We start from the raw sequence: 18,733 nt of genomic DNA on the forward strand, positions 1-18,733 counted from the left end.
AGCGCGAGGCAAAGCCTGGGCCCTGGTCAGGGACGTCTGCGCAGGCCCGCGTCGCCCAGCTCCGGCGGCTGCCAGCCCCGGTCGGCGGGGTTGAGCGTGACGCCCGGCGGGACGATCTCGTCGATCCTGTCGAGCACGTCGTCGCTCAGGCGTACGTCGGCGGCCGTGAGCTGGCCCTCCAGGTGTTCCATGGTGCGCGGCCCGATGATGGCCGAGGTCACCGCCCGGTGCCTGATCGTGAACGCGATCGCCAGCTCGACCAGCGTGATGCCCGCCTGCTCGGCCAGCACGGCGAGCTGCTCGACGGCGTCCAGCTTGCGCTGGTTGACCTCCTTGGTCATGTCGTACCGTTCGGGCAGCCGGGACGCCCTGCGCGTATGCGGCTGCTCCTGCCCCTTGCGGTAGCGGCCGCTCAGCCAGCCGCCGGCCAGCGGGCTCCACACGATGACGCCCATGCCGTACTGCTCGGCCACGGGCAGCACGTCGGCCTCGATGCCGCGGACGAGCGGCGAGTACGGCGGCTGCTCGCACACGAACCGTTCGAGCGAGCGCCGCTCCGAAGCCCACTGGGCCTCGACGATCTGGTGCGCGGGGAAGGTGGAGCTGCCGATGTAGCGGATCTTGCCCTGCCGTACGAGGTCGGTGAGCGCGCCGAGGGTCTCCTCGATGTCGGTGGCCGGGTCGGGCCGGTGGATCTGGTAGAGGTCGATCCAGTCGGTGCCGAGGCGGCGCAGGCTGTTCTCGACCTCCTGGATGATCCAGCGGCGGGAGTTGCCCCCTTGGTTGGGGCCTTCGCCCATGACGCCGTGGACCTTGGTGGCCAGCACCACGTCGTCGCGTTTGCCCGACTTGGCGAGCGCCTGGCCGACGAACTCTTCCGACTGGCCCTGGGCGTAGACGTCGGCGGGCTGACCTTGAGTCCAGTACGTCCAAGTACGCGGTATTCAGTCACAGAAATCACTCTGTCCCAAGGAGGGTCTTGATGGGCGTTTCCCCGGAGACGAGTTCCAGGGTCCTGCGGACCGTACCGGGCGCTTCGAGCAGGGCCGAGATGACGGCGGCCACGTCGTCACGCGGCACCGCCCCCGGCGGGACCTCGGGGGCCAGCCGCACCAGCCCCGTGCCGGGCTCGTCGGTCAGCCGCCCGGGCCGCAGGATCGTCCAGTCGAGGTCGCGGGCCCGCAGGTCCTCCTCGGCCTCGGTCTTGGCCTTGATGTACGCGGCCCAGACCTCGTCGCCGCCCCGCGGCGGTTTGCCCGCGCCCATGGAGGAGACCTGGATGAACCGCCGCACCCCCGCGCGCTCGGCGGCGTCGGCCAGCAGCACGGACGCGGCCCGGTCCACGGTGTCCTTGCGGGCCGCGCCGCTGCCGGGACCGGCTCCGGCCGCGAAGACGACCGCGTCGGCGCCCTCGGTGATCGCCGCCACCTCTTCGACGGCCGCCCGCTCCAGGTCGCACACCACGGCCTCGGCTCCGGTGGCCTCGACCTCGGCGACATGCGCCGGATTGCGTACGATGCCGACCGCGCCGGACTTGAGCCGCTGCTCCAGGCGCAGGGCGATCTTCCCGTGACCACCCGCGATGATGATCCGCATAGTCCCTCATGGTGTCATGGACCCATGAGCGAGTTTCCGGAGGCCCCGACGCCCGCGTTCCTCTTCGACCTGGACGGCACCCTGATCGACAGCGTCTACCAGCACGTCATCGCGTGGCGGCAGGCATTGTCGAGCATGGGGATCGACCTGTCGGTGTGGCGGATCCACCGGCGCATCGGCATGAGCGGCGGGCTGTTCGTCAGCGCGCTGCTGCGCGAGACGGGGCTGAAGCTGACGCGGGAGCAGATCGACCAGCTGCAGACCACGCACATGGAGGCGTACGAGCAGCAGGTCCGCTCCGTCCGGCCGCTGCCCGGCGCGGCGGAGCTGCTGTCGGAGCTGTCCTCGCGCGGCGTGCCGTGGGCGATCGCCACCAGCGGGTACGCCCGCACGGCGCGGCTCGCGCTGGGCATGCTGGGCCTGCCGGAGGACACCCCGATGATCACGCGTGACATGGTGCGCAGGGCGAAGCCCGACCCCGACCTGTTCCTGGCCGGCGCCGCACTGGTCCAGGTGGACCCCGCGCATGCCATGGTGGTGGGCGACAGCGTCTGGGACCTGCTCGCCGCCCGCCGGGCCGGCGCGCTGGGCATCGGGCTGCTGTCCGGTGGGTACGGCAGGGACGAGCTCGAACGCGCCGGCGCTTTCAGGGTCTACGCCGATCCGGCTGACATGCTGGACAGGCTCGACGAGCTGGGTGTCCGGCAGTCCGACTGATGTTGGAATATCCCTTGGAACCACCGGGCTGGATCATGCGTATCCCCCACAAAGGAGCTTGAGATGGACTTGGCAGACATCGGCGTCACCGGCCTGGCCACCATGGGGCGCAACCTGGCCCGCAACCTGGCCAGGCACGGATACGCGGTAGCCGTGCACAACCGCACATATGGGCGCACCCAGCAGCTGGTCAAGGAGTTCGGCGGGGAGGGCACGTTCGTCCCGTCCGAGGACCTGGCCGCCTTCGTGGCCTCGCTGAAGCGGCCACGGCGGGCGATCATCATGGTGAAGGCGGGGGCGGGCACCGACGCGGTGATCGACCAGCTCGCCGACCTGATGGAGCCGGGCGACATGATCGTCGACGGCGGCAACGCGCACTTCGACGACACCCGGCGGCGCGAGGCGGCGCTGCGCGAGCGCGGCCTGCACTTCGTCGGCACCGGCATCTCGGGCGGCGAGGAAGGCGCGCTGAACGGGCCCAGCATCATGCCGGGCGGCTCGAAGGAGTCGTGGGAGGCGCTCGGCCCGATCCTGCAGGACATCTCGGCCAAGGTCGAAGGGGTGCCGTGCTGCGTCCACGTCGGCCCCGACGGTGCCGGACATTTCGTGAAAATGGTCCACAACGGCATCGAGTATTCGGACATGCAGCTCATCGCCGAGTCGTACGACCTGCTGCGCCAGGCCCTGGGCGCGACTCCGGCCGAGCTGGCCTCGGTGTTCCGCGAGTGGAACCGGGGCGAGCTGGACTCCTACCTGATCGAGATCACCGCCGAGGTGCTCGACCAGGTGGACGCCGAGACGGGCAAGCCGTTCGTGGACGTCGTGGTGGACCAGGCCGAGCAGAAGGGCACCGGACGCTGGACCGTCCAGAGCGCGCTCGACCTGGGCGTGCCGGTGACGGGCATCGCCGAGGCGACCTTCGCCCGCGCCCTGTCCGGCCACCCGGAGCAGCGCTCTGCCGCCGCGTCCCTGCAGGGGCCCGCCCTTTCCGGCGTCGGCGGCCGCGAGCTGGTGGAGGACGTGCGGCAGGCCCTGTACGCGTCCAAGATCGTCGCGTACGCGCAGGGCTTCGACCAGATGGCCGCCGCCTCCCGTGAGTACGGCTGGGACCTCGACCTGGGGGCCATGGCCACGATCTGGCGCGGCGGGTGCATCATCCGCGCCAAGTTCCTGGACCGGATCCGGGCCGCGTACGACGCCAACCCGGCCCTGCCGACGCTGCTGGCCGACCCGACCTTCGCGGCCGCGCTGGACGCGGGGCAGGAGGCCTGGCGGCGCGTGGTGACCACGGCGGTGCAGATCGGCGTGCCCACGCCCGGCTTCTCCTCGGCGCTGGCCTACTACGACGGCCTCCGCCGCGACCGCCTGCCGGCCGCGCTGATCCAGGGACTGCGCGACTACTTCGGCGCGCACACCTACCGCCGGGTGGACAAGGAGGGCTCCTTCCACACGGACTGGTCCGGCGACCGCGCCGAACACCCGGCCTGACCCGCACCCCACCACCGCCGTCCGCGCCGGAGCGCGGCCGGCGGTGGTGCAAGGATGTTCAAGACCCGGCCGCCCCGCCGCCGCCAGGCTGGGCGCATGACAGCGACACTCACCTCCATCGTCATCGACTGTGCCGACCCCGCCGCCCTGGCCTCCTTCTACGCCCGGGCCACCGGCTGGCGGATCACCTCGGACGACCCCGCCTTCGTCACCCTTGAGGGCGGTCCGGTCCCCGTCGGTTTCCAGCGGATCGACGGCTACCGGGGCCCGGACTGGCCGGACAGCGGGAAGCGCGCGCACCTCGACTTCACGGTCCCCGACGTCGAGGCCGCCATGAAGGAGCTGGCCGAGCTCGGCGCCACCGTGCCCGGCTTCCAGCCGGGCGGCAGCGACTGGACCGTGCTCCTCGACCCCGAAGGCCACCCCTTCTGCCTCATGGGCAGCTGACTCGTTCGGTCCCCCTCGCGTTCTCGTTCAGGAAGCGTGGGGGGTGAGCAGCCGGCGCAGTGCGGCCGGGGTGTGGCCGACGTGCCGGCGGATCGTACGGGTGAGGTGGGCCTGGTCGGCGAAGCCGAGGTCGGCGGCCAGCCCGGCCAGGCTCGGCTCGCCGCCCTCCAGCCGGTCGAGCGCCCGGCCCACCCGCACCCGGTTGCGGTAGTGGGTCAGGGAGACGCCCAGCTCCCGGGTGAAGGCCCGGCTGAGCTGGTACGGCGAGACCGCCAGGAGCCCGGCCAGCGACATCAGCCCACCGGCCGCCGGGTGATCGGCGGCGATGGCCTCCCGGGCGGCGTCGGCGATCGCCGCACCGGATCTCGGCACGCCGCCGCCCCGGGAGCGGCCCGCCGGGGAAGGTCTCCCCTCGGCCGCATGCGCCTTCCCGGCGCCCCGATCCCTTCTCGCATCACCTGCCGAGGACGCTCCCGGCCCGGCGGCGTCGGTATCGGTGCCGCCCGGCCGGGGGCCGGGCATCGGGCCGCCCGGCCCAGGACCCGGCGCTGCGGGACTGTCCGGCCCGAGGGCGGGCGACCCCGGGTCGCCGGCCGTCCCGGGAACGGACGCCTCGGTGGCACGCGAGCCCGAGGAGGCCGGGGTGGGGGCCGGGGAAAGCTGGGCCAGCGTGGTGCCGATAAGGGAGAGCAGGGACTCGGCCAGCTCGAAAGCCGTGTCCCCGCCCCGCGCCGCCGCGACGACCCGCCGATGGGCGAGGTCGAGGCGGGCGTCCACGTACAGGGTCGGCCGGGTGGGCGTGCCCTCGCCGGCGAGGGTGCGCCACAGCTCGGGAGTCAGGGACACCGAGGTGCACACGTCGCCGCCCGCCGGGTGGGCGAAGTGCTCCTCCTCGCCGGGCACCCCCAAGTAGGCCATCGCCGGCTCGATCACGGCGGCCCGGCCGTCGGCCTTGCGCCGGAACAGGCCGCGGCGCACCAGCACCAGGCGGTGCCCGGAGCCCAGCTCCGCCGCCGACCACCCGCGATGGTCGTCGAGGCAGGTCACGGCATCGAGGCGGAACCCGTCACCGGCAGCGAGACGCACAGCTGAACGCACCCGCCGAACGTTACGCCGCGGGTACGACAATCCCGTCAGGACTGGCGGCCGCCGATGCCGATCGTGTTGGCGAGCGCCGTGACCACGCAGAACCCGAACGGCCCGCTCGCGTCATGCATGGTGACCTGCCCCGTGGCGACCCCGTCGGCGGACAGGTGGCCGGTGGCCTCGACGCCGATCAGCTCCGCGGACGGGAGCCGGGCGAGCGTCAGCGTGTAGTCGGCGTTGATGAAGCGCAGCCCCTCCACCCCGGAGTTGCTCAGCGGGCTGGCGAAGTCGGCGGCCAGCGCCGCGCGTACGAACGGCGTCAAAGGCTCCTCGTCCACCAGCGGATACGACTCCCGCAGCCACACCCGCCCCGGCCCGGGCGCCGCCCACTCCGTCACGCGCCACAGGTCGAACGGGGGCTTCCAGGTGGCTTGCCCGTCGACCGGAGCCCCGGAGGGCGCGGGCGTGTCCCACGGGGGCGTGACGAACGTCTGCTCCCCCTCCGGCTGCTCCCCCTGCCGCAGCAGCACCGCGCCGGCCCGCCCGATCACCCCCTGCTCGGTGATGATCACCGCGTCGGCCACGAGGATCCTGCGCCCGGCCCTGACCAGCGAGGTCTCCACCGTGACCGGCACCATCGGGCTGTTGCGGAACAGGTCGACCGTCAGGCGGGCGAAGTGCAGCCCCGGCTGGGCGTAGCGCCGCTCGATGGCGCGGGCGGCGAGCCCGCCGAGCAGGCGGCCGTGGAGCATGTCGGGGGACCAGGGACCTCGGGCGTGCGGCGCGGGCACCAGCTCGCCCTTCTTCTGCGTGAAGAAGGCTGACACAGAATCAGATTCTAGAGGAGATCAGCCGCTCACCGAGAGCACGCAGGTGTTCCTTCAGCTCCACGGGCTCCAGCACCTCGAAGTCCACGTCCAGGAAGGCCACCACCATGGCCATCGTGCGCAGGTCGTCGCCGCGCAGGGTGAGCAGGCAGGTGTGCTCGTCCACCGGCTCGACGGTGCCCGCCGTCCGGCCCTCGACGCGCTCGGCGGGGGCACGCAGCAGGAAGCGGCTCTCGTACGGCCACATCTCGTGCGCCAGGCGGTGCTGCACCCAGGCGGCGACGTCGGCGGCGGGCGGCTCGCGCGGCGCGAAGCGGGGGCCGTTCGGGGTCCGAAGGCGCATCCGGTCGGCCCGGTAGGTGCGCCAGTCGCCGCGGTCGGCGTCCCAGCCGACCAGGTACCAGCGGTTGCCCTTGGTGACGAGGCTGTGCGGCTCGGCCCTGCGCAGCGCGCTCTCGCCCCGGTGGCCGGTGTAGTCGAAGCGGAGCTGCTCGTGGTCGCGGCAGGCGGCGGCGACGCGGGTGAGCACGTCGCCGTCCACGGTGGGGCCCTCGCGGTCGATGCGTACGGTGTGCCGCTGCAGCGTGTTGACCCGGTGGCGCAGGCGGGCGGGCAGGACCTGTTCGAGCTTGGCCAGCGCGCGCAGGGAGGTCTCCTCGATGCCGGTCACGGTGCCGTTCGCGGCGGTGCGCAGGCCGACCGCGACCGCCACGGCCTCCTCGTCGTCGAGCAGCAGCGGCGGCAGCTGCGCGCCGGCGCCCAGCCGGTAGCCGCCGCAGACGCCGGGGGCCGAGTGGACCGGGTAGCCGAGGCTGCGCAGCCGGTCGACGTCGCGGCGCATCGTGCGGGGGGCGACGCCGAGCCGCTCCGCCAGCTCGGCGCCGGACCACTCGCGCCGGGCCTGCAGGAGGGCCAGCAGGCGCAGCAATCTCGCCGAGGTGTCCAACACGGACACCATTGTGGCCCGAACCTGGCCACAATGGCTCCTAGCGTGGCGGTCATGGACGAATTCGTCATCGACATATCCCAGGACTGGCTCGACGACCTGCGTGAGCGGCTGGAGCGCACCCGCTGGCCCGACGCCCTCGACGGGGTCGGCTGGTCGTACGGGGTGCCGCCCGGAGCGGTGCGCGAGCTGGCCGCGTACTGGCTCGACGGCTACTCGTGGCGCGCGCACGAGGCCAGGCTCAACGCGTTGCCGCAGTACACGACCGTGATCGACGGGCAGTGCGTGCACTTCGCGCACGTGCGCTCGCCCCGGCCCGACGCGCTGCCGCTGCTGCTGACGCACGGCTGGCCCAGCACGTTCGCGGACTTCTCCCGCCTCGCGGGGCCGCTCAGCCGGGACTTCCACCTGGTCATCCCGTCCGTCCCGGGGTTCGCGTTCTCGGGCCCCACGACGGAGCCGGGGTGGGGCGTGCGGCGGGTCGCCGCCGCCTGGGTGGAGCTGATGGCGCGGCTCGGCTACGAGCGGTACGGCGTCCAGGGCGGCGACTTCGGCGCCCTGGTGTCTCCCGCCGTGGCGCGGCTGGCCCCCGAACGGGTGGCCGGCGTGCACGTGAACGCGCTCACCGCGTTCGTCACCGACGACATGTCGGGCCTGACCGAGGCCGAGATGGAGCGGGCCCGGGGCGTCGAGCGGTGGCAGAAGGAGTTCTCCGGGTACGCCGCCCTCCAGGGCACCAGGCCGCAGACGCTCGCGTACGCGCTGGCGGACTCGCCGGCCGGGCTGCTCGGCTGGACCCTCGACGCGTTCGCCTCCTGGGGGCGGGACGCGGGCGGCGTGGCCGCCGACGACGTCCTCACCGACGTCACCATCCTCTGGCTCACCGGCACCGCCGGATCCTCCACCCGCATCTACCGGGAGAGCGGCGGCGACTGGGCGGTGCCGGACGCCCCGGGCAGGACCCCGACGGGCGTGGCGGTCTTCCCCGGGGACAGCACGGTCCGGCGCTACGCCGAGCGGGCGCACAACGTGGTGCACTGGTCGGAGTTCGCGACGGGCGGCCACTACGCCGCCCTGGAGGCCCCCGGCCTGCTGGCCGCCGACATCAGGACCTTCTTCGCGGGGCTGTGAACACCCCACCCGGCTGGATTTCGGCGGCGCGCCGCCGTAGGCTCCCCCAATGCGCGATCTAGGTGAGGACCCCCGGCCCGTCCGGGGCGCGGTACGCGAGATCCACTCCCTCGGCGGCTCGGCCACCCTGTCCTACTCCCCCGACCTCGACGGCCTGGCCGACCCGGGAGAGATCGTCTGGGCCTGGGTGCCTTACGAGGAGGACCCGTCCCGCGGCAAGGACCGTCCCCTGCTGATCGTGGGCCGGACCGGGCGCAGGCTCCTCGGCGTGATGCTGTCCAGCAAGGGCGACGACGGGCCCGACTGGCTGGAGATCGGCGCCTGGGGCCGGGACGGACGGACGTCGTACGTACGGCTGGACCGGGTGTTCGTGCTGGACGAGGACGACATCCGGCGCGAGGGCGCGGTGCTCGACGGCGACCGCTTCGCGCGGGTGGCGGCCCGGCTCATGAAGACCTACGGCTGGGACGCCGGCCGGTAACCCCGTCACGACCCGGCCCCCTCGCCCACGTCGCCACCGGCGAACGACCGGGCCCGCAGGATGTACAGGTGGCCGCCGGGCTCGCGGCGGGTCGGGGTCAGCTGGTGGAGGCGCGTTCCACCAGGTCGGGCTGGAAGATCACCTGGCGGTGCTCGTGGCCGGCGGGCCGGTTGGCCTCCTCCAGCAGCATCAGGGCCGCCGTGTGGCCGAGCTGCTCGCGCGGCTGCCGGATGGACGACAGCGGCACGGCGGCCGCCGCGGCGAAGTCGATGTCGTCGTAGCCGATGATGGCCAGGTCGTCCGGGACCCGCAGCCCGCGCTGCGTCATCTCCTGCAGCACCCCGATGGCCACCAGGTCGTTGGCGCAGAAGACCGCGGTGGGCCGCTCGGACGGCGGCCGGATGGCGATCTCCTCGCCGGCCAGCCGCCCGGTGGCGATGGTGAGGTCGGGCAGGGGGACGACGGTCAGCCGGCCGTCCGGCGAGAGCACGGCGGACAGGCCCTCGTGCCGCTCGCGCACCTGGCGGACGGTGAACGGCCCGCCGGCGAAGGCGATGTGGCGGTGCCCCCGCTCGCGCAGGTGCCGGCCGGCCATCCGCCCGCCGAGCACGTCGTCGACCGCGACCGCGCACCCGTGGCTGTGCGGGGCCGAGCTGTCGAAGCGCACCACCGGGATGCCGCGCGAGACGAGCCGGCTCAACCGCTCCTCCTCGCCGCTGTCGTTGACCGGCGTGATCAGGACGCCCAGCGGCCGCTGCTCCTCGAACGTCTCCAGCAGCCCCGCCTCGCGCTCGGCGTCCTTGTTGCTGTTGAAGACCATGACGGTGAGCTCGGCCCGCTGCGCGGCGGTCTCGACTCCGCGCAGCACGTCGATGAAGAACGGGTTGGCCAGGTCGAGCGCGACCACGCCGATGGTCCGGCTGCGGCCGGCCCGCAGCTGCCGGGCGGAGCCGTTGCGGACATAGCCGAGGCGGGCGATCGCGGCCCGCACCCGCAGCCGGGTGTCGGGGGCCACCATGTCGGGCCGGTTGAGCACATTGCTCACCGTACCGACGGAGACCCCGGCGAGCCGGGCGACCTCTTTGATGCTCGACATCGTTCCTCGTCGCAGGCGTGACGTCGCTATGATCATAACGCCTTCGACCAGGGGTTCGGCACTACGGATGACAACCTCCGTCCCGGGGCCGCGGCCGAGGAGGCCGGCGGTCCGCCCGGGCAGCCCCGCGCCCCCGGGGCGCTGGTTGTCCACCAGGTATCTGGGTACATCGTGCTTGCGGTCAACCCTCTGCAGGCGGCGCTCGCGATGGCGGGCCCACGTGCGGCCGTGGAAACCCGGCCTGCGCGGCGCACGGTTCGCTCCCGCGCAAGGCGTGCCCGTCGAACGGCAGCACTCGGCGCGCCGGGGAACGGCCTGACCAGAGCACCGCGAATCACATGGAAGCGCGCTATGAGGACATCACACGGGGACTTGCGAGCGGAGGGGTGGCGGGCAACGCTCCGACTCCTCCTGGCGGCCTGTCTGCTGGCGCTGCTCCCGGCCTGCAACCCCGGCCAGCGCCCGCACCCGCTGCCCCAGTCCACCCGCAACCGGGAGGGCCTGGTCGACGGGCAGGTCGGCGCCATGCGGCTGCTGCACGTCCACATCCTGGCCCCGCCCATGGCTCAGCAGAAAGCCGGCGACGACCTGGGCCTGTACCTGACCCTGGTCAACGACAGCGACACGCCCCAGAAACTCGACGGCGTGAGCACCGTGCACGCCGAAAACGTCGTCTACCGCGCGAGCTCGTCCGCTCCCCGGCAAGCCGTCAACGTGACGATCCCGGCCGGCGCCACCCTCTCCCTTCAACAAGGGCAGGGCCGTCCACATCTGGAGGTCATCGGCATCCACCGCCCGCTCGGAGCCACTCCGATCGACGTCACCTTCCGCTTCACCACCGGTACGACCACCTTGCGCATTCCGGTGCTGCCGCTGGAACGAGGAGCCGGATCGCCCACCCCCGCCCACAGTTGAGCCCTCCTTGCGGAGCGCGAGCCGAGGCCGGCGGCGCTCTCACAGCGGCACGATCAGGGCCTGGGGGCGGTCGGCGGGGAAGGCCCAGATGTGCTTGCCGGCCGCGACCACCAGCGCCAGGCGGGCCTTCAGCCCCAGCCGGATCACGCGCAGGGCGGCCCCCGCGGCCGGGGCCAGCGTGAACAGGTCGCGGTCCCCGCCCACCAGCACCCCGTTCGCGCAGACCAGGAACGGCACCGGCCCCTTCGGCACCTTCACGAACCTGCGCGGCTCCCCCGACCAGGCGGACACCCGCTCCAGACCACCCGCCACGCTGATCCACAGGGAGCCCGCGCAGACGGTCATGCCGCCGCGCTCGCGCGTCCAGAGGTCCACCTCCCTCGGGCCGCCGCGCAGACAGGTGTCCCCCTTCGAGGTCCACCACAGGCGCTCGCCCTCGACCGCGCACTGGTCGAGGCCGGGTAACTCCACCGGCTCGCCGAGGTCGCCGGGCGCGGTCAGCCTGCGTGCCCGCTCCCCGCCGACGGCCCAGATCTCGCCGCCGCCCGCGAGCACGCGGCCGTCGAAGGGCGCGCCGGCCAGCGGGGCGCCGGCGGGGTCGAGCCAGTGGACCCGGCCGTCCGCGGTCCCCGCCAGCGTTCCCCGCAGCGGGCTTTCGGACAACGAGCCCAGATGGGGCGGCCCCGCGAACGTCCTGGGCACGACCACGGTCTCGGGCAACGTGCCCGGCACGCCCGCCGTGCGCGGCACGGTCGCCGGGACCGCCGCCAGGGAGCTGAGCTCCGGCAGCCGCACGGCCTCGCCGCCGTCCAGCGGCGCGCCGGAGGCGGTGTAGACCCGCATCCGGCCGCCCGCCGAGCACCAGACCGTGGTCCCGTCGGACGCGGCGACCCGGGCGGGCCACGGCAGGTCGATCCTCGTGACGGCGTCGTCCATGCGCTGACCATAGCCGTCCGGGCCCCGCGCGCCAGCCCCGCCCGGACGGCGGGCCCGACCACCGGCCCGAGCACTGGCCCGAGCACTGGCCCGAGCACTGAGAGGCCCGCGCCGGGGTATGCGGTAGGTAAGGGGGCGATCCCCGTATCAGCCGAGGCCAGGCGGACTGGGATCATGGGACGCATGCGTGTTGTGGTGATCGGGAGCGGCATCGTCGGAGCCAGCGCGGCCTACTACCTGAGCCGGCAGGGCGCCGCGGTGACCGTGGTGGACGGCGGATATCCGGGCGAGGCCACCCAGGCGGGGGCCGGCATCGTGTGCCCCTGGGTGGACCACCCCGAGGACGACGACTGGTACCGGCTGACCCGCGAGGGCACCCGCCGCTACCCGGGGCTGGTGGAGGCGCTGGGCGAGGACATCGGCTACGCCAAGGTGGGCGCGCTGCTGGTCGCCGCTGATCCGGCCGACCTGGAGCCGGTGCGCGCCCTGCTGCGCCGCCGGCACGCCGGCGCGCCCGAGATGGGCGACGTCATCGACGTGGCGACCCCGTCCGAGCTGTTCCCGCCACTGTCCGACGACCTGAGCGCCATCCTCGTGCCGGGCGCGGCGCGCGTGGACGGCTGCTCGGTCCGCGACGAGCTCCTGCGCGCCGCCGTGGTACAGGGGGCGGAGGTACGCGTGGGCGCCGCGCGGCTGACGCCGGGCGGTGAGGTGTTCGTGCACGCCCTGGCCGGCGAGGCGCCCGCCGAGGGCGAGCCGTGGATCCCGGCCCAGGCGGCCGCGGGCGTGCCCGACGAGCCCCTCGGCCAGGGCGGGTCCTGGCGCCAGGGCGCGCCCGTCGCGCGGGCGGCCGAGCCTCCCGCGCCGATGGGGGCGCGCCGGTTCGCCGGTCAGGGCGAGCCGCTCGACGCCGACATGGTGATCGTGGCCGCCGGCGCCTGGACGGGCGAGGTGTGCCGGCCCTTGGGCGTGGAGCTGCCGGTGTTCCCCCGGCGGGGGCAGATCATGCACGTGACGCTGGAGGGCGTGGACACCGCGTGGTGGCCGATCGTGCTGCCGAGGGTCGGACCGTACCTGCTGGGCTTCCCCGACTCCCGCGTCGTGATCGGGGCGACCGTGGAGGACGTGGGGTTCGCCCCGCGGGTCACGCTGGGCGGGCTGGACGAGGTGATCCAGGCGGGGCTGCGGGTGGCGCCCGGTCTGTTCAACGCGACCGTCGCGGAGACCAGGGTGGGCCTGCGCCCCGTGTACGCCCCAGGCTCTCCTCTCATCGGGCCGCTGACCGGGCGCGTGGTGGTGGCGACGGGCCTGAGCGCGTACGGGCTGACGGCCGGCCCGTTCACCGGCGAGATCGCCGCCGCGCTCGCCCTGGGCGAGGAGCCGCCCATCGACATCACGCCCTACGCGCCCGCCGTCGGATAATCCCAGCAAGCACTCACGTAACATCGGATTCCTCCCCACCGTGACGCCGTGGGGAGGCCGTGTTGCCGCTGCTCGCACTCTTGACGCTGCTCCTGCTGGTGAGCTCCTGCGCCTCCGCGCCGCCCGTCCCCGTGCCCGCGCCTTCCCCGATCCAGCCTTCCCCCACCCCCAGGAAGCGCGTCGCCAAGCGGCCGCCCGCCAAGGAAGTGTGGGTCCCGTACGCCGCCTCGGGCCGGTACACGGTCGTGCCCGGCGGCGCGCCCGCCCGGCCAGGGTCAGGGAAGGTGGTGCGGTACCTGGTGGAGGTGGAGTCCGGCCTGCCGTTCGACCCCGTGGTGTTCGCCGCCGACGTGCATCGGGTGCTCAACGACGTACGCGGCTGGGCGCGCTTCGAGCGCGTCGACCACGGCCCGGTGCACGTCCGCGTCGCCCTGTCGAGCCCCTTGCTCACCACCCTCCAGTGCCGGCCCCTGCGCACCGGTGGAGAGCTGTCCTGCTGGAACGGCACCCGCTCGATCATCAACGCCCTGCGCTGGGCGAAGGGCGTCCCGCAGTATCGCGGCGACCTGGCCGCGTACCGGGCCTATCTGATCAGCCACGAGGTCGGGCACAGCCTGGGGCACGGCCACGAGGCCTGTCCCGGTCCCGGGCGGCTCGCCCCCGTCATGACCCAGCAGTCGAAGTCGCTGGGCCGCTGCCGCCCCAACCCGTGGCCGTTCCCCGATCGAGGCCGTGAACCCGGGTGCGACGACACCCCGTCCGATCGCGACGGGGGCTGCCGCGAGGCGCAGGGATGACGACCGGTAGGTTCTTCCGGTCGATGAGGTCGCCGCGGGCCGGGGAGCGCCGGCGAAGCGATCGAAGCGGCCTGACCTATCGCGATATATCTTAGGACGGGAACACCGGGGAATCCCGCTCGGTTGAGCGGGATGCACAGACTTTCCAGGGGAGTGTGGCTGATGGCAGGAATGCGTACGGCACGGCGGGTCCTCGCGGGTGGCGTGGCCCTGGCGGCTGCGGGCTGGGCGTTGCGCGAGGTCCCCGCCGAGCTGGGCGTACGGCCTCTGACGTCGGGGCCGGAGCGGGCGGCGCGGATGCGCCGCTCGCCGCAGTTCAGGGACGGCACGTTTTTCAACCCGATGCCGGAGCCGACCACCATGATGACGGCCCCGCCCGCCGGCCTGCTCGGCGAGCTGGCCAAGAACAAGGAGCAGCGCCGCCCCGCGGGTCCCATCCCGCTGCGCGTCCCGCCGTCCGGCCCGCCGCCCGCCGACGGGCTGCGCGCGATCTGGTACGGCCACGCCTCGACGCTGGTGGAGATCGAGGGCAAGCGGGTGCTGTTCGACCCGGTGTGGAGCAATCGGCCCTCCCCTTCGCAGTTCGTCGGCCCCAAGCGCCACCATCCGGTGCCCGTCGAGCTCGGCGAGCTGCCGATGGTCGACGCCATCGCGATCTCCCACGACCACTACGACCACCTCGACCTGGCGACCGTGCGCTCGCTGATCAGGACGCAGAAGGCCCCGCTCCTGGTGCCGCTGGGCATCGGGGCGCACCTGGAGCGGTGGGGCGTGCCGGCGTTCCGGATCATCGAGCTCGACTGGGAGGAGGAGGCCGAGGTGGCGGGGCTGCGTTTCGTCGCCACGGCGGCCCGGCACTTCTCCGGCCGGGCCTTCACCCGTAATGACACGTTGTGGGGATCCTGGGTGGTGGCCGGGGCGAACAAGCGGGTCTTCTACGCGGGCGACTCCGGATACTTCGAGGGTTACCGGGGCATCGGGTCGCAGCACGGGCCGTTCGACCTGACGCTGATGCCGATCGGCGCCTACAGCCCCGCCTGGCCCGACATCCACATGAACCCGGAGGAGGCCGTCAACGCCCATCTCGACCTGGGCGGCTCGCTGCTGCTCCCCGTCCACTGGGCGACCTTCACGCTGGCCCTGCACCCGTGGTCGGAGCCGGTGGAACGGCTGTGGCGCGAGTCCAAGGCACGAGACGTCAAGATCGTCGTGCCCCGGCCCGGCGAGGCCGTGGACACCTCCGCCGCCCAGGTGGTGGAGGGCTGGTGGGAGATCCTGAGCTGAACCCCTGCCCGCCCACGGCGCCCCCGCTGCCCGTACAGTCGTGGCGTGAGCAACCTGGAGCTTGACCCGCAGGAGATCCGCTGCGGCGCCGAGGCGGGCGAGGACGGCGAGGTGCTGGTGGGGCGTGAGGTGCCGCTGGGCGGGCCACGCGCGATGATGGTGAGCAGGACGCTGCCCGGCGTGCACCGGCGCATGATCGGCGCGTGGTGCTTCGTGGACGCCTACGGGCCGCAGCGCGCCACGATGCGGGTGCCGCCGCACCCGCACACCGGGCTGCAGACGGTGAGCTGGCTGGTCGAGGGCGAGGTGCTGCATCGCGACAGCCTGGGGAGCCTGCAGGAGATCCGCCCCGGCCAGCTGAACCTGATGACCGCCGGCCGGGGCATCTCCCATTCGGAGGAGTCGCCGGAGTCGGTGCTGCACGGGGTGCAGCTGTGGGTGGCGCTGCCCGGCGAGCACCGGCACACCGGGCCCGCGTTCGAACACCATCCGGCGCTGCCCGTGCTCGCGGGGCCCGGCTTCGAGGCGATCGTCGTCATGGGGTCGCTCGGCGGGGTCGAATCGCCCGCCACCGCGTTCAGCCCGCTGGTGGGGGCCCAGATTGCGGTGGACGGCACGTGCGAGGTGCCGCTCTCGCCCGGGTTCGAGCACGGCGTGCTGCTGCTCGACGGCGCGGTCGAGCAGCTGGAGCCGGGGCCGCTGGTGTACCTGCCGCCGGGGCGGTCCGCGCTGCGGCTGTCGGGGCGCGGCCGGGCCCTGCTGATCGGCGGCGAGCCCTTCGGCGAGGAGATCGTCATGTGGTGGAACTTCGTCGGCCGCTCCCACGACGAGATCGCCGCGTTCCGGAAGGACTGGATGGAGGGCGAGGGGTTCGGCGCCGTCGAGGGGTTCGACGGGGCGCCGCTGCCCGCGCCCGTCCTGCCCACCACCCGGCTGAAGCCGCGCGGGCGGGTACGTCAGCCCTTGCGGAACGTGTAGACGACCTCGAGGTTCTCACCCCCGGTCGGGACCTCGGCCAGCAGGCGCACCACCTTCCCGGTGAAGTCGATCACCTGGACCTGCTGCTTGTCGGCGGTGCCGTCCGGGCGCACCCAGCAGAGCAGGTGATCGTCGTCGAACCAGGCGGCCAGGCCGCCGCAGGGCGACTCGATCCGCCTGACCTCCGCGCCGGTCCGGCTGTCGTACACGCAGTTGTTCCCGCTGTCCAGGCCCGGGCAGTCGGTGACGAACAGCCTGCCCGACGGCGAGAACAGCTCGTCGGCGATGCCGGCGCCCACGTTCGGAATACGGCGGACGCGCAGGCCGCCGGCGTCGAAGAAGCGCAGGGCCTGCTGCTCGGCGTCGATCGACATGGCGACCACGCCGGTGTCGGTGTCGTCGAAGCCGTACCTGATGTTCTTCAGCGAGCTCTCCCTGAGCGAGGCGACCGTGGCCTTCCTGGTGGTCACGTCCACGATGGCGAACCCGGTCGACTGCCAGGTGTCCTTGACCGGGTTGCCGACGTTGACCAGCACGCGGGTGCTGTCGCGGGACCAGGCCTGGATGTACGCGCTGAGCGGCTGCCGCGAGGTCTTGACCGAGAACCGCTCGCCGGTCGTCTTGTCGGTGATCTCCACGGAGTCGTGGTTGTCGATGAAGTTCTTGCCGCGCTGGGCGAGGTAGCGGCCGTCCGGGGAGAGCATGCTCTCCCACTGGTCCCGATATTTCGTGAAACCTCCCGTCAGGGAGTCGCGGGCGTAGTACACCCAGTCCTTGGACTTGGGGTCCCTGACCATGTACGTCGTCAGCCTGACCGGGTCGTCCGGGCTCTCGTACACGGTGGTGTCGGTGTCGGGGAGCCGGACCGGGGTGAGGTTCGCGGTCGGGACCGGGGACACTGTGGGGCTCGGGGACGCCGTGGTGGTGGCGGGACCGGGTGTGGGGAGGGCCTGCGGCTTGGGCGGCAGGTTGATGACGGCCACCACGACGATGGCGATCGCCGCCACCAGCGCCACGCCCGCGATGGTCGCGCCGATCACCCAGTTCCTCCGGCTGCCGGACGGGCGCGGGGGCGGGCTCCCGTACGGGATGCCCCTGGGCGGTGTGCCCGGCTGCTGGAAGGGGGCGGGCGGCTCGAACCCCGGCCGCCCGCCGGGCGGCGGCGGCTGATCCCCACCCAACGGCCGATACTGACCCGGCGGCGGGGGCGACGGAGGATACGACGCCTGAGGGTGCGGCGGCTGGGGGTACGGCGGCTGAGGGTTTGGCGGCTGCCCGGCCCACACCTGCGGCCCCGACCCAGCCGCCCGATCACCGCCAGGCACCTGCCACGCAGACCCCCCACTCCCAGCCGAGCCCGCACCACCAGACGGCACCCCGCCACCCACCGGCGACCCGCCACCAGCCGAAGACGCCCCACCCGCCGAAGGCCCCACCCCCGGCGAATACGCCCCACCCGCCGGAGGAGGCCAGCCACCCAATGACGCCGCGCCACCCACCGGCGACCCACCACCAGCCGAAGGTGTCCCACCCGCCGGAGGAGGCCAGCCACCCGATGACGCCGCGCCACCCACCGGCGACCCGCCACCCACCGGCGACCCGCCACCAGCCGAAGACGCGCCGTCCGCCGATGGCGCGCCGCCCGTAGGAGGTGCGTCCGAAGGGGGACCAACCGTCGGAGAGGGCCCGCCGAGGGCGGCGGCGGCCTGGTGGAGGGCGTCCGGGTTCGAGGTCGGGTGCTCCAGAAGGCGGTGAATCACCTGCTCGGCAGTCGGCCGCCGGCCGGGGTCCTTGGACAGGCAGGCCGCGACCAGCTCCCGCAACGTGCCCGTCAACCGCCCCAGGTCCGGCTCGGCGTTGAGCACGCGCTGCACGGTCGCGGGCAGGTTGCCGGCCGCGAACGGCCCCGCGCCGGAGGCCGCGAAGACGATGGTGCACGCCCAGGCGAACAGGTCGGCCGCCGGCCCGGCGGGATCCCCGAGGAGCTGCTCGGGCGCCAGGAACGCCGAATCGCCCACGGGCACGGTCGTGTCGCCGGAGGTCACGTCGAGCGCCCTGGCGATGCCGAACCCGATCACCCTGGGCCCCTCGCTGCCCAGCAGCACGTTGCCGGGGCTGAAGTCGCGGTGCACGATGCCGGCCTGGTGGATGGCGGCGAGGGCGGTGGCGGTGCCGATGGCCAGCCGGTGCAGCGCGGGCCCGGTGCGCGGCCCCTCCTCGCGCACCGCGCGCTCCAGCGCCAGGCCGTCCACGTACTCGCTGACGATGTACGGGCGGCCCTCGTACACGCCGCTGTCCAGCACCTTCGCGGTGCAGAACGGCGCCACCCGCTGCGCCGCCGCCACCTCCCTGGCGAACCGCTCCGCCGCCGCCCCGTCACCTGCCAGCTCAGGCCGCAGCCATTTGACGGCCGCCTGCCTCCCCTGCTCGTCGACGCCCAGATAGACGACACCCTGAACGCCTTCTCCCAGCCGTCCCCGGATCTCGTAGCCTCCGAGACCGGAGGGATCTCCTGCTCTGAGTTCAGTTATCGGCGGCATGGGCGCATTATGAGTGGCGAATCTTGCAAACGGCTTACATCAATCG

At 73.4% G+C, this 18,733-nt stretch carries 18 protein-coding genes; 10 read left to right on the forward strand and 8 right to left on the reverse strand.

What is annotated here, in order from left to right:
• Positions 1 to 26: 26 nt before the first annotated feature.
• Together ACFKCF_RS44300 and ACFKCF_RS44305 are read right to left on the reverse strand one after the other, a co-directional pair.
• Positions 27 to 944, reverse strand: a complete 918-nt coding sequence (locus ACFKCF_RS44300) for an aldo/keto reductase (protein WP_394501406.1) — start codon at positions 942 to 944, stop codon at positions 27 to 29.
• A 13-nt stretch (positions 945 to 957) separates the two neighbouring features.
• Entirely contained in the window at positions 958 to 1,596 is a 639-nt protein-coding gene (locus ACFKCF_RS44305) for an SDR family oxidoreductase (RefSeq protein WP_394501378.1), read from the reverse strand.
• A gap of 24 nt (positions 1,597 to 1,620) precedes the next feature.
• On the opposite strand from ACFKCF_RS44305, the gene ACFKCF_RS44310 reads away from it, so the two are divergent.
• The 3 genes from ACFKCF_RS44310 (at position 1,621) to ACFKCF_RS44320 (ending at position 4,248) form a co-directional block, all read left to right on the forward strand.
• Positions 1,621 to 2,313: an HAD family hydrolase gene (locus ACFKCF_RS44310; RefSeq protein ID WP_394501379.1), complete on the forward strand. Its 693-nt coding sequence runs from the start codon at positions 1,621 to 1,623 to the stop codon at positions 2,311 to 2,313.
• 63 nt (positions 2,314 to 2,376) lie between these two features.
• Entirely contained in the window at positions 2,377 to 3,801 is a 1,425-nt protein-coding gene (gene gndA, locus ACFKCF_RS44315; RefSeq protein WP_394501380.1) for an NADP-dependent phosphogluconate dehydrogenase, read from the forward strand.
• A 96-nt stretch (positions 3,802 to 3,897) separates the two neighbouring features.
• Complete coding sequence (locus tag ACFKCF_RS44320) at positions 3,898 to 4,248, forward strand: VOC family protein (protein WP_394501381.1); 351 nt, start codon at positions 3,898 to 3,900, stop codon at positions 4,246 to 4,248.
• A 27-nt stretch (positions 4,249 to 4,275) separates the two neighbouring features.
• Here the strand turns inward: ACFKCF_RS44320 and ACFKCF_RS44325 are convergent, their stop codons facing one another.
• Genes ACFKCF_RS44325 through ACFKCF_RS44335 form a run of 3 tightly spaced genes read right to left on the reverse strand, consistent with a single transcriptional unit; the run spans position 4,276 to position 7,110 of the window.
• A complete protein-coding gene (locus ACFKCF_RS44325; RefSeq protein WP_394501382.1) occupies positions 4,276 to 5,346 on the reverse strand; it encodes a helix-turn-helix domain-containing protein in 1,071 nt (356 codons plus the stop codon).
• Between the two features lie 35 nt (positions 5,347 to 5,381).
• Complete coding sequence (locus tag ACFKCF_RS44330; protein ID WP_394501383.1) at positions 5,382 to 6,161, reverse strand: acyl-CoA thioesterase domain-containing protein; 780 nt, start codon at positions 6,159 to 6,161, stop codon at positions 5,382 to 5,384.
• Between the two features lie 4 nt (positions 6,162 to 6,165).
• The gene (locus tag ACFKCF_RS44335; protein WP_394501384.1) at positions 6,166 to 7,110 is read right to left on the reverse strand and encodes a helix-turn-helix transcriptional regulator; all 945 of its coding nucleotides are present in this window, start codon (positions 7,108 to 7,110) and stop codon (positions 6,166 to 6,168) included.
• A 51-nt stretch (positions 7,111 to 7,161) separates the two neighbouring features.
• Between ACFKCF_RS44335 and ACFKCF_RS44340 the strand changes: the two genes are divergently transcribed.
• Together ACFKCF_RS44340 and ACFKCF_RS44345 are read left to right on the forward strand one after the other, a co-directional pair.
• Entirely contained in the window at positions 7,162 to 8,238 is a 1,077-nt protein-coding gene (locus ACFKCF_RS44340; protein ID WP_394501385.1) for an epoxide hydrolase family protein, read from the forward strand.
• Between the two features lie 49 nt (positions 8,239 to 8,287).
• Positions 8,288 to 8,719, forward strand: coding sequence for a type II toxin-antitoxin system PemK/MazF family toxin (locus ACFKCF_RS44345; RefSeq protein WP_394501387.1), 432 nt, complete (start codon positions 8,288 to 8,290; stop codon positions 8,717 to 8,719).
• A 97-nt stretch (positions 8,720 to 8,816) separates the two neighbouring features.
• Here the strand turns inward: ACFKCF_RS44345 and ACFKCF_RS44350 are convergent, their stop codons facing one another.
• Complete coding sequence (locus ACFKCF_RS44350; protein ID WP_394501388.1) at positions 8,817 to 9,815, reverse strand: LacI family DNA-binding transcriptional regulator; 999 nt, start codon at positions 9,813 to 9,815, stop codon at positions 8,817 to 8,819.
• 351 nt (positions 9,816 to 10,166) lie between these two features.
• Here ACFKCF_RS44350 and ACFKCF_RS44355 point away from each other — a divergent pair, with 351 nt between their 5' ends.
• Positions 10,167 to 10,730: a copper chaperone PCu(A)C gene (locus ACFKCF_RS44355; RefSeq protein WP_394501389.1), complete on the forward strand. Its 564-nt coding sequence runs from the start codon at positions 10,167 to 10,169 to the stop codon at positions 10,728 to 10,730.
• Positions 10,731 to 10,769: 39 nt separating this feature from the next.
• Here ACFKCF_RS44355 and ACFKCF_RS44360 read toward each other — a convergent pair whose 3' ends face one another.
• Positions 10,770 to 11,666: a hypothetical protein gene (locus ACFKCF_RS44360; protein WP_394501390.1), complete on the reverse strand. Its 897-nt coding sequence runs from the start codon at positions 11,664 to 11,666 to the stop codon at positions 10,770 to 10,772.
• A 183-nt stretch (positions 11,667 to 11,849) separates the two neighbouring features.
• Here ACFKCF_RS44360 and ACFKCF_RS44365 point away from each other — a divergent pair, with 183 nt between their 5' ends.
• The 4 genes from ACFKCF_RS44365 to ACFKCF_RS44380 all read left to right on the forward strand — a co-directional run bounded on the left by ACFKCF_RS44365 (position 11,850) and on the right by ACFKCF_RS44380 (position 16,147).
• Positions 11,850 to 13,088 carry an NAD(P)/FAD-dependent oxidoreductase gene (locus ACFKCF_RS44365; RefSeq protein ID WP_394501391.1) on the forward strand — a complete coding sequence of 413 codons (1,239 nt, stop codon included), beginning with the start codon at positions 11,850 to 11,852 and terminating at the stop codon, positions 13,086 to 13,088.
• 59 nt (positions 13,089 to 13,147) lie between these two features.
• Positions 13,148 to 13,885 (forward strand): DUF3152 domain-containing protein, encoded by a 738-nt coding sequence (locus ACFKCF_RS44370; protein WP_394501392.1) that lies wholly within the window; start codon positions 13,148 to 13,150, stop codon positions 13,883 to 13,885.
• Positions 13,886 to 14,047: 162 nt separating this feature from the next.
• Positions 14,048 to 15,169 carry an MBL fold metallo-hydrolase gene (locus ACFKCF_RS44375; protein ID WP_394501393.1) on the forward strand — a complete coding sequence of 374 codons (1,122 nt, stop codon included), beginning with the start codon at positions 14,048 to 14,050 and terminating at the stop codon, positions 15,167 to 15,169.
• 45 nt (positions 15,170 to 15,214) lie between these two features.
• Positions 15,215 to 16,147 carry a pirin family protein gene (locus ACFKCF_RS44380; RefSeq protein ID WP_394501394.1) on the forward strand — a complete coding sequence of 311 codons (933 nt, stop codon included), beginning with the start codon at positions 15,215 to 15,217 and terminating at the stop codon, positions 16,145 to 16,147.
• Here the strand turns inward: ACFKCF_RS44380 and ACFKCF_RS44385 are convergent.
• Positions 16,126 to 18,687 carry a protein kinase gene (locus tag ACFKCF_RS44385; RefSeq protein ID WP_394501395.1) on the reverse strand — a complete coding sequence of 854 codons (2,562 nt, stop codon included), beginning with the start codon at positions 18,685 to 18,687 and terminating at the stop codon, positions 16,126 to 16,128. The genes ACFKCF_RS44380 and ACFKCF_RS44385 overlap by 22 nt on opposite strands.
• Positions 18,688 to 18,733: the final 46 nt, after the last annotated feature.

It is taken from the genome of Nonomuraea sp. JJY05, assembly GCF_043496855.1.
GTDB lineage: Bacteria > Actinomycetota > Actinomycetes > Streptosporangiales > Streptosporangiaceae > Nonomuraea.

Bases quoted from the DNA above. Each gene is read 5' to 3' on its own strand.
- ACFKCF_RS44305 (WP_394501378.1), bottom strand. From the start codon at position 1,596: ATGCGGATCATCATCGCGGGTGGTCACGGGAAGATCGCCCTGCGCCTG.
- ACFKCF_RS44310 (WP_394501379.1), top strand. From the start codon at position 1,621: ATGAGCGAGTTTCCGGAGGCCCCGACGCCCGCGTTCCTCTTCGACCTG.
- gndA (WP_394501380.1), top strand. From the start codon at position 2,377: ATGGACTTGGCAGACATCGGCGTCACCGGCCTGGCCACCATGGGGCGC.
- ACFKCF_RS44320 (WP_394501381.1), top strand. From the start codon at position 3,898: ATGACAGCGACACTCACCTCCATCGTCATCGACTGTGCCGACCCCGCC.
- ACFKCF_RS44340 (WP_394501385.1), top strand. From the start codon at position 7,162: ATGGACGAATTCGTCATCGACATATCCCAGGACTGGCTCGACGACCTG.
- ACFKCF_RS44345 (WP_394501387.1), top strand. From the start codon at position 8,288: ATGCGCGATCTAGGTGAGGACCCCCGGCCCGTCCGGGGCGCGGTACGC.
- ACFKCF_RS44350 (WP_394501388.1), bottom strand. From the start codon at position 9,815: ATGTCGAGCATCAAAGAGGTCGCCCGGCTCGCCGGGGTCTCCGTCGGT.
- ACFKCF_RS44355 (WP_394501389.1), top strand. From the start codon at position 10,167: ATGAGGACATCACACGGGGACTTGCGAGCGGAGGGGTGGCGGGCAACG.
- ACFKCF_RS44360 (WP_394501390.1), bottom strand. From the start codon at position 11,666: ATGGACGACGCCGTCACGAGGATCGACCTGCCGTGGCCCGCCCGGGTC.
- ACFKCF_RS44365 (WP_394501391.1), top strand. From the start codon at position 11,850: ATGCGTGTTGTGGTGATCGGGAGCGGCATCGTCGGAGCCAGCGCGGCC.
- ACFKCF_RS44375 (WP_394501393.1), top strand. From the start codon at position 14,048: ATGGCAGGAATGCGTACGGCACGGCGGGTCCTCGCGGGTGGCGTGGCC.
- ACFKCF_RS44385 (WP_394501395.1), bottom strand. From the start codon at position 18,687: ATGCCGCCGATAACTGAACTCAGAGCAGGAGATCCCTCCGGTCTCGGA.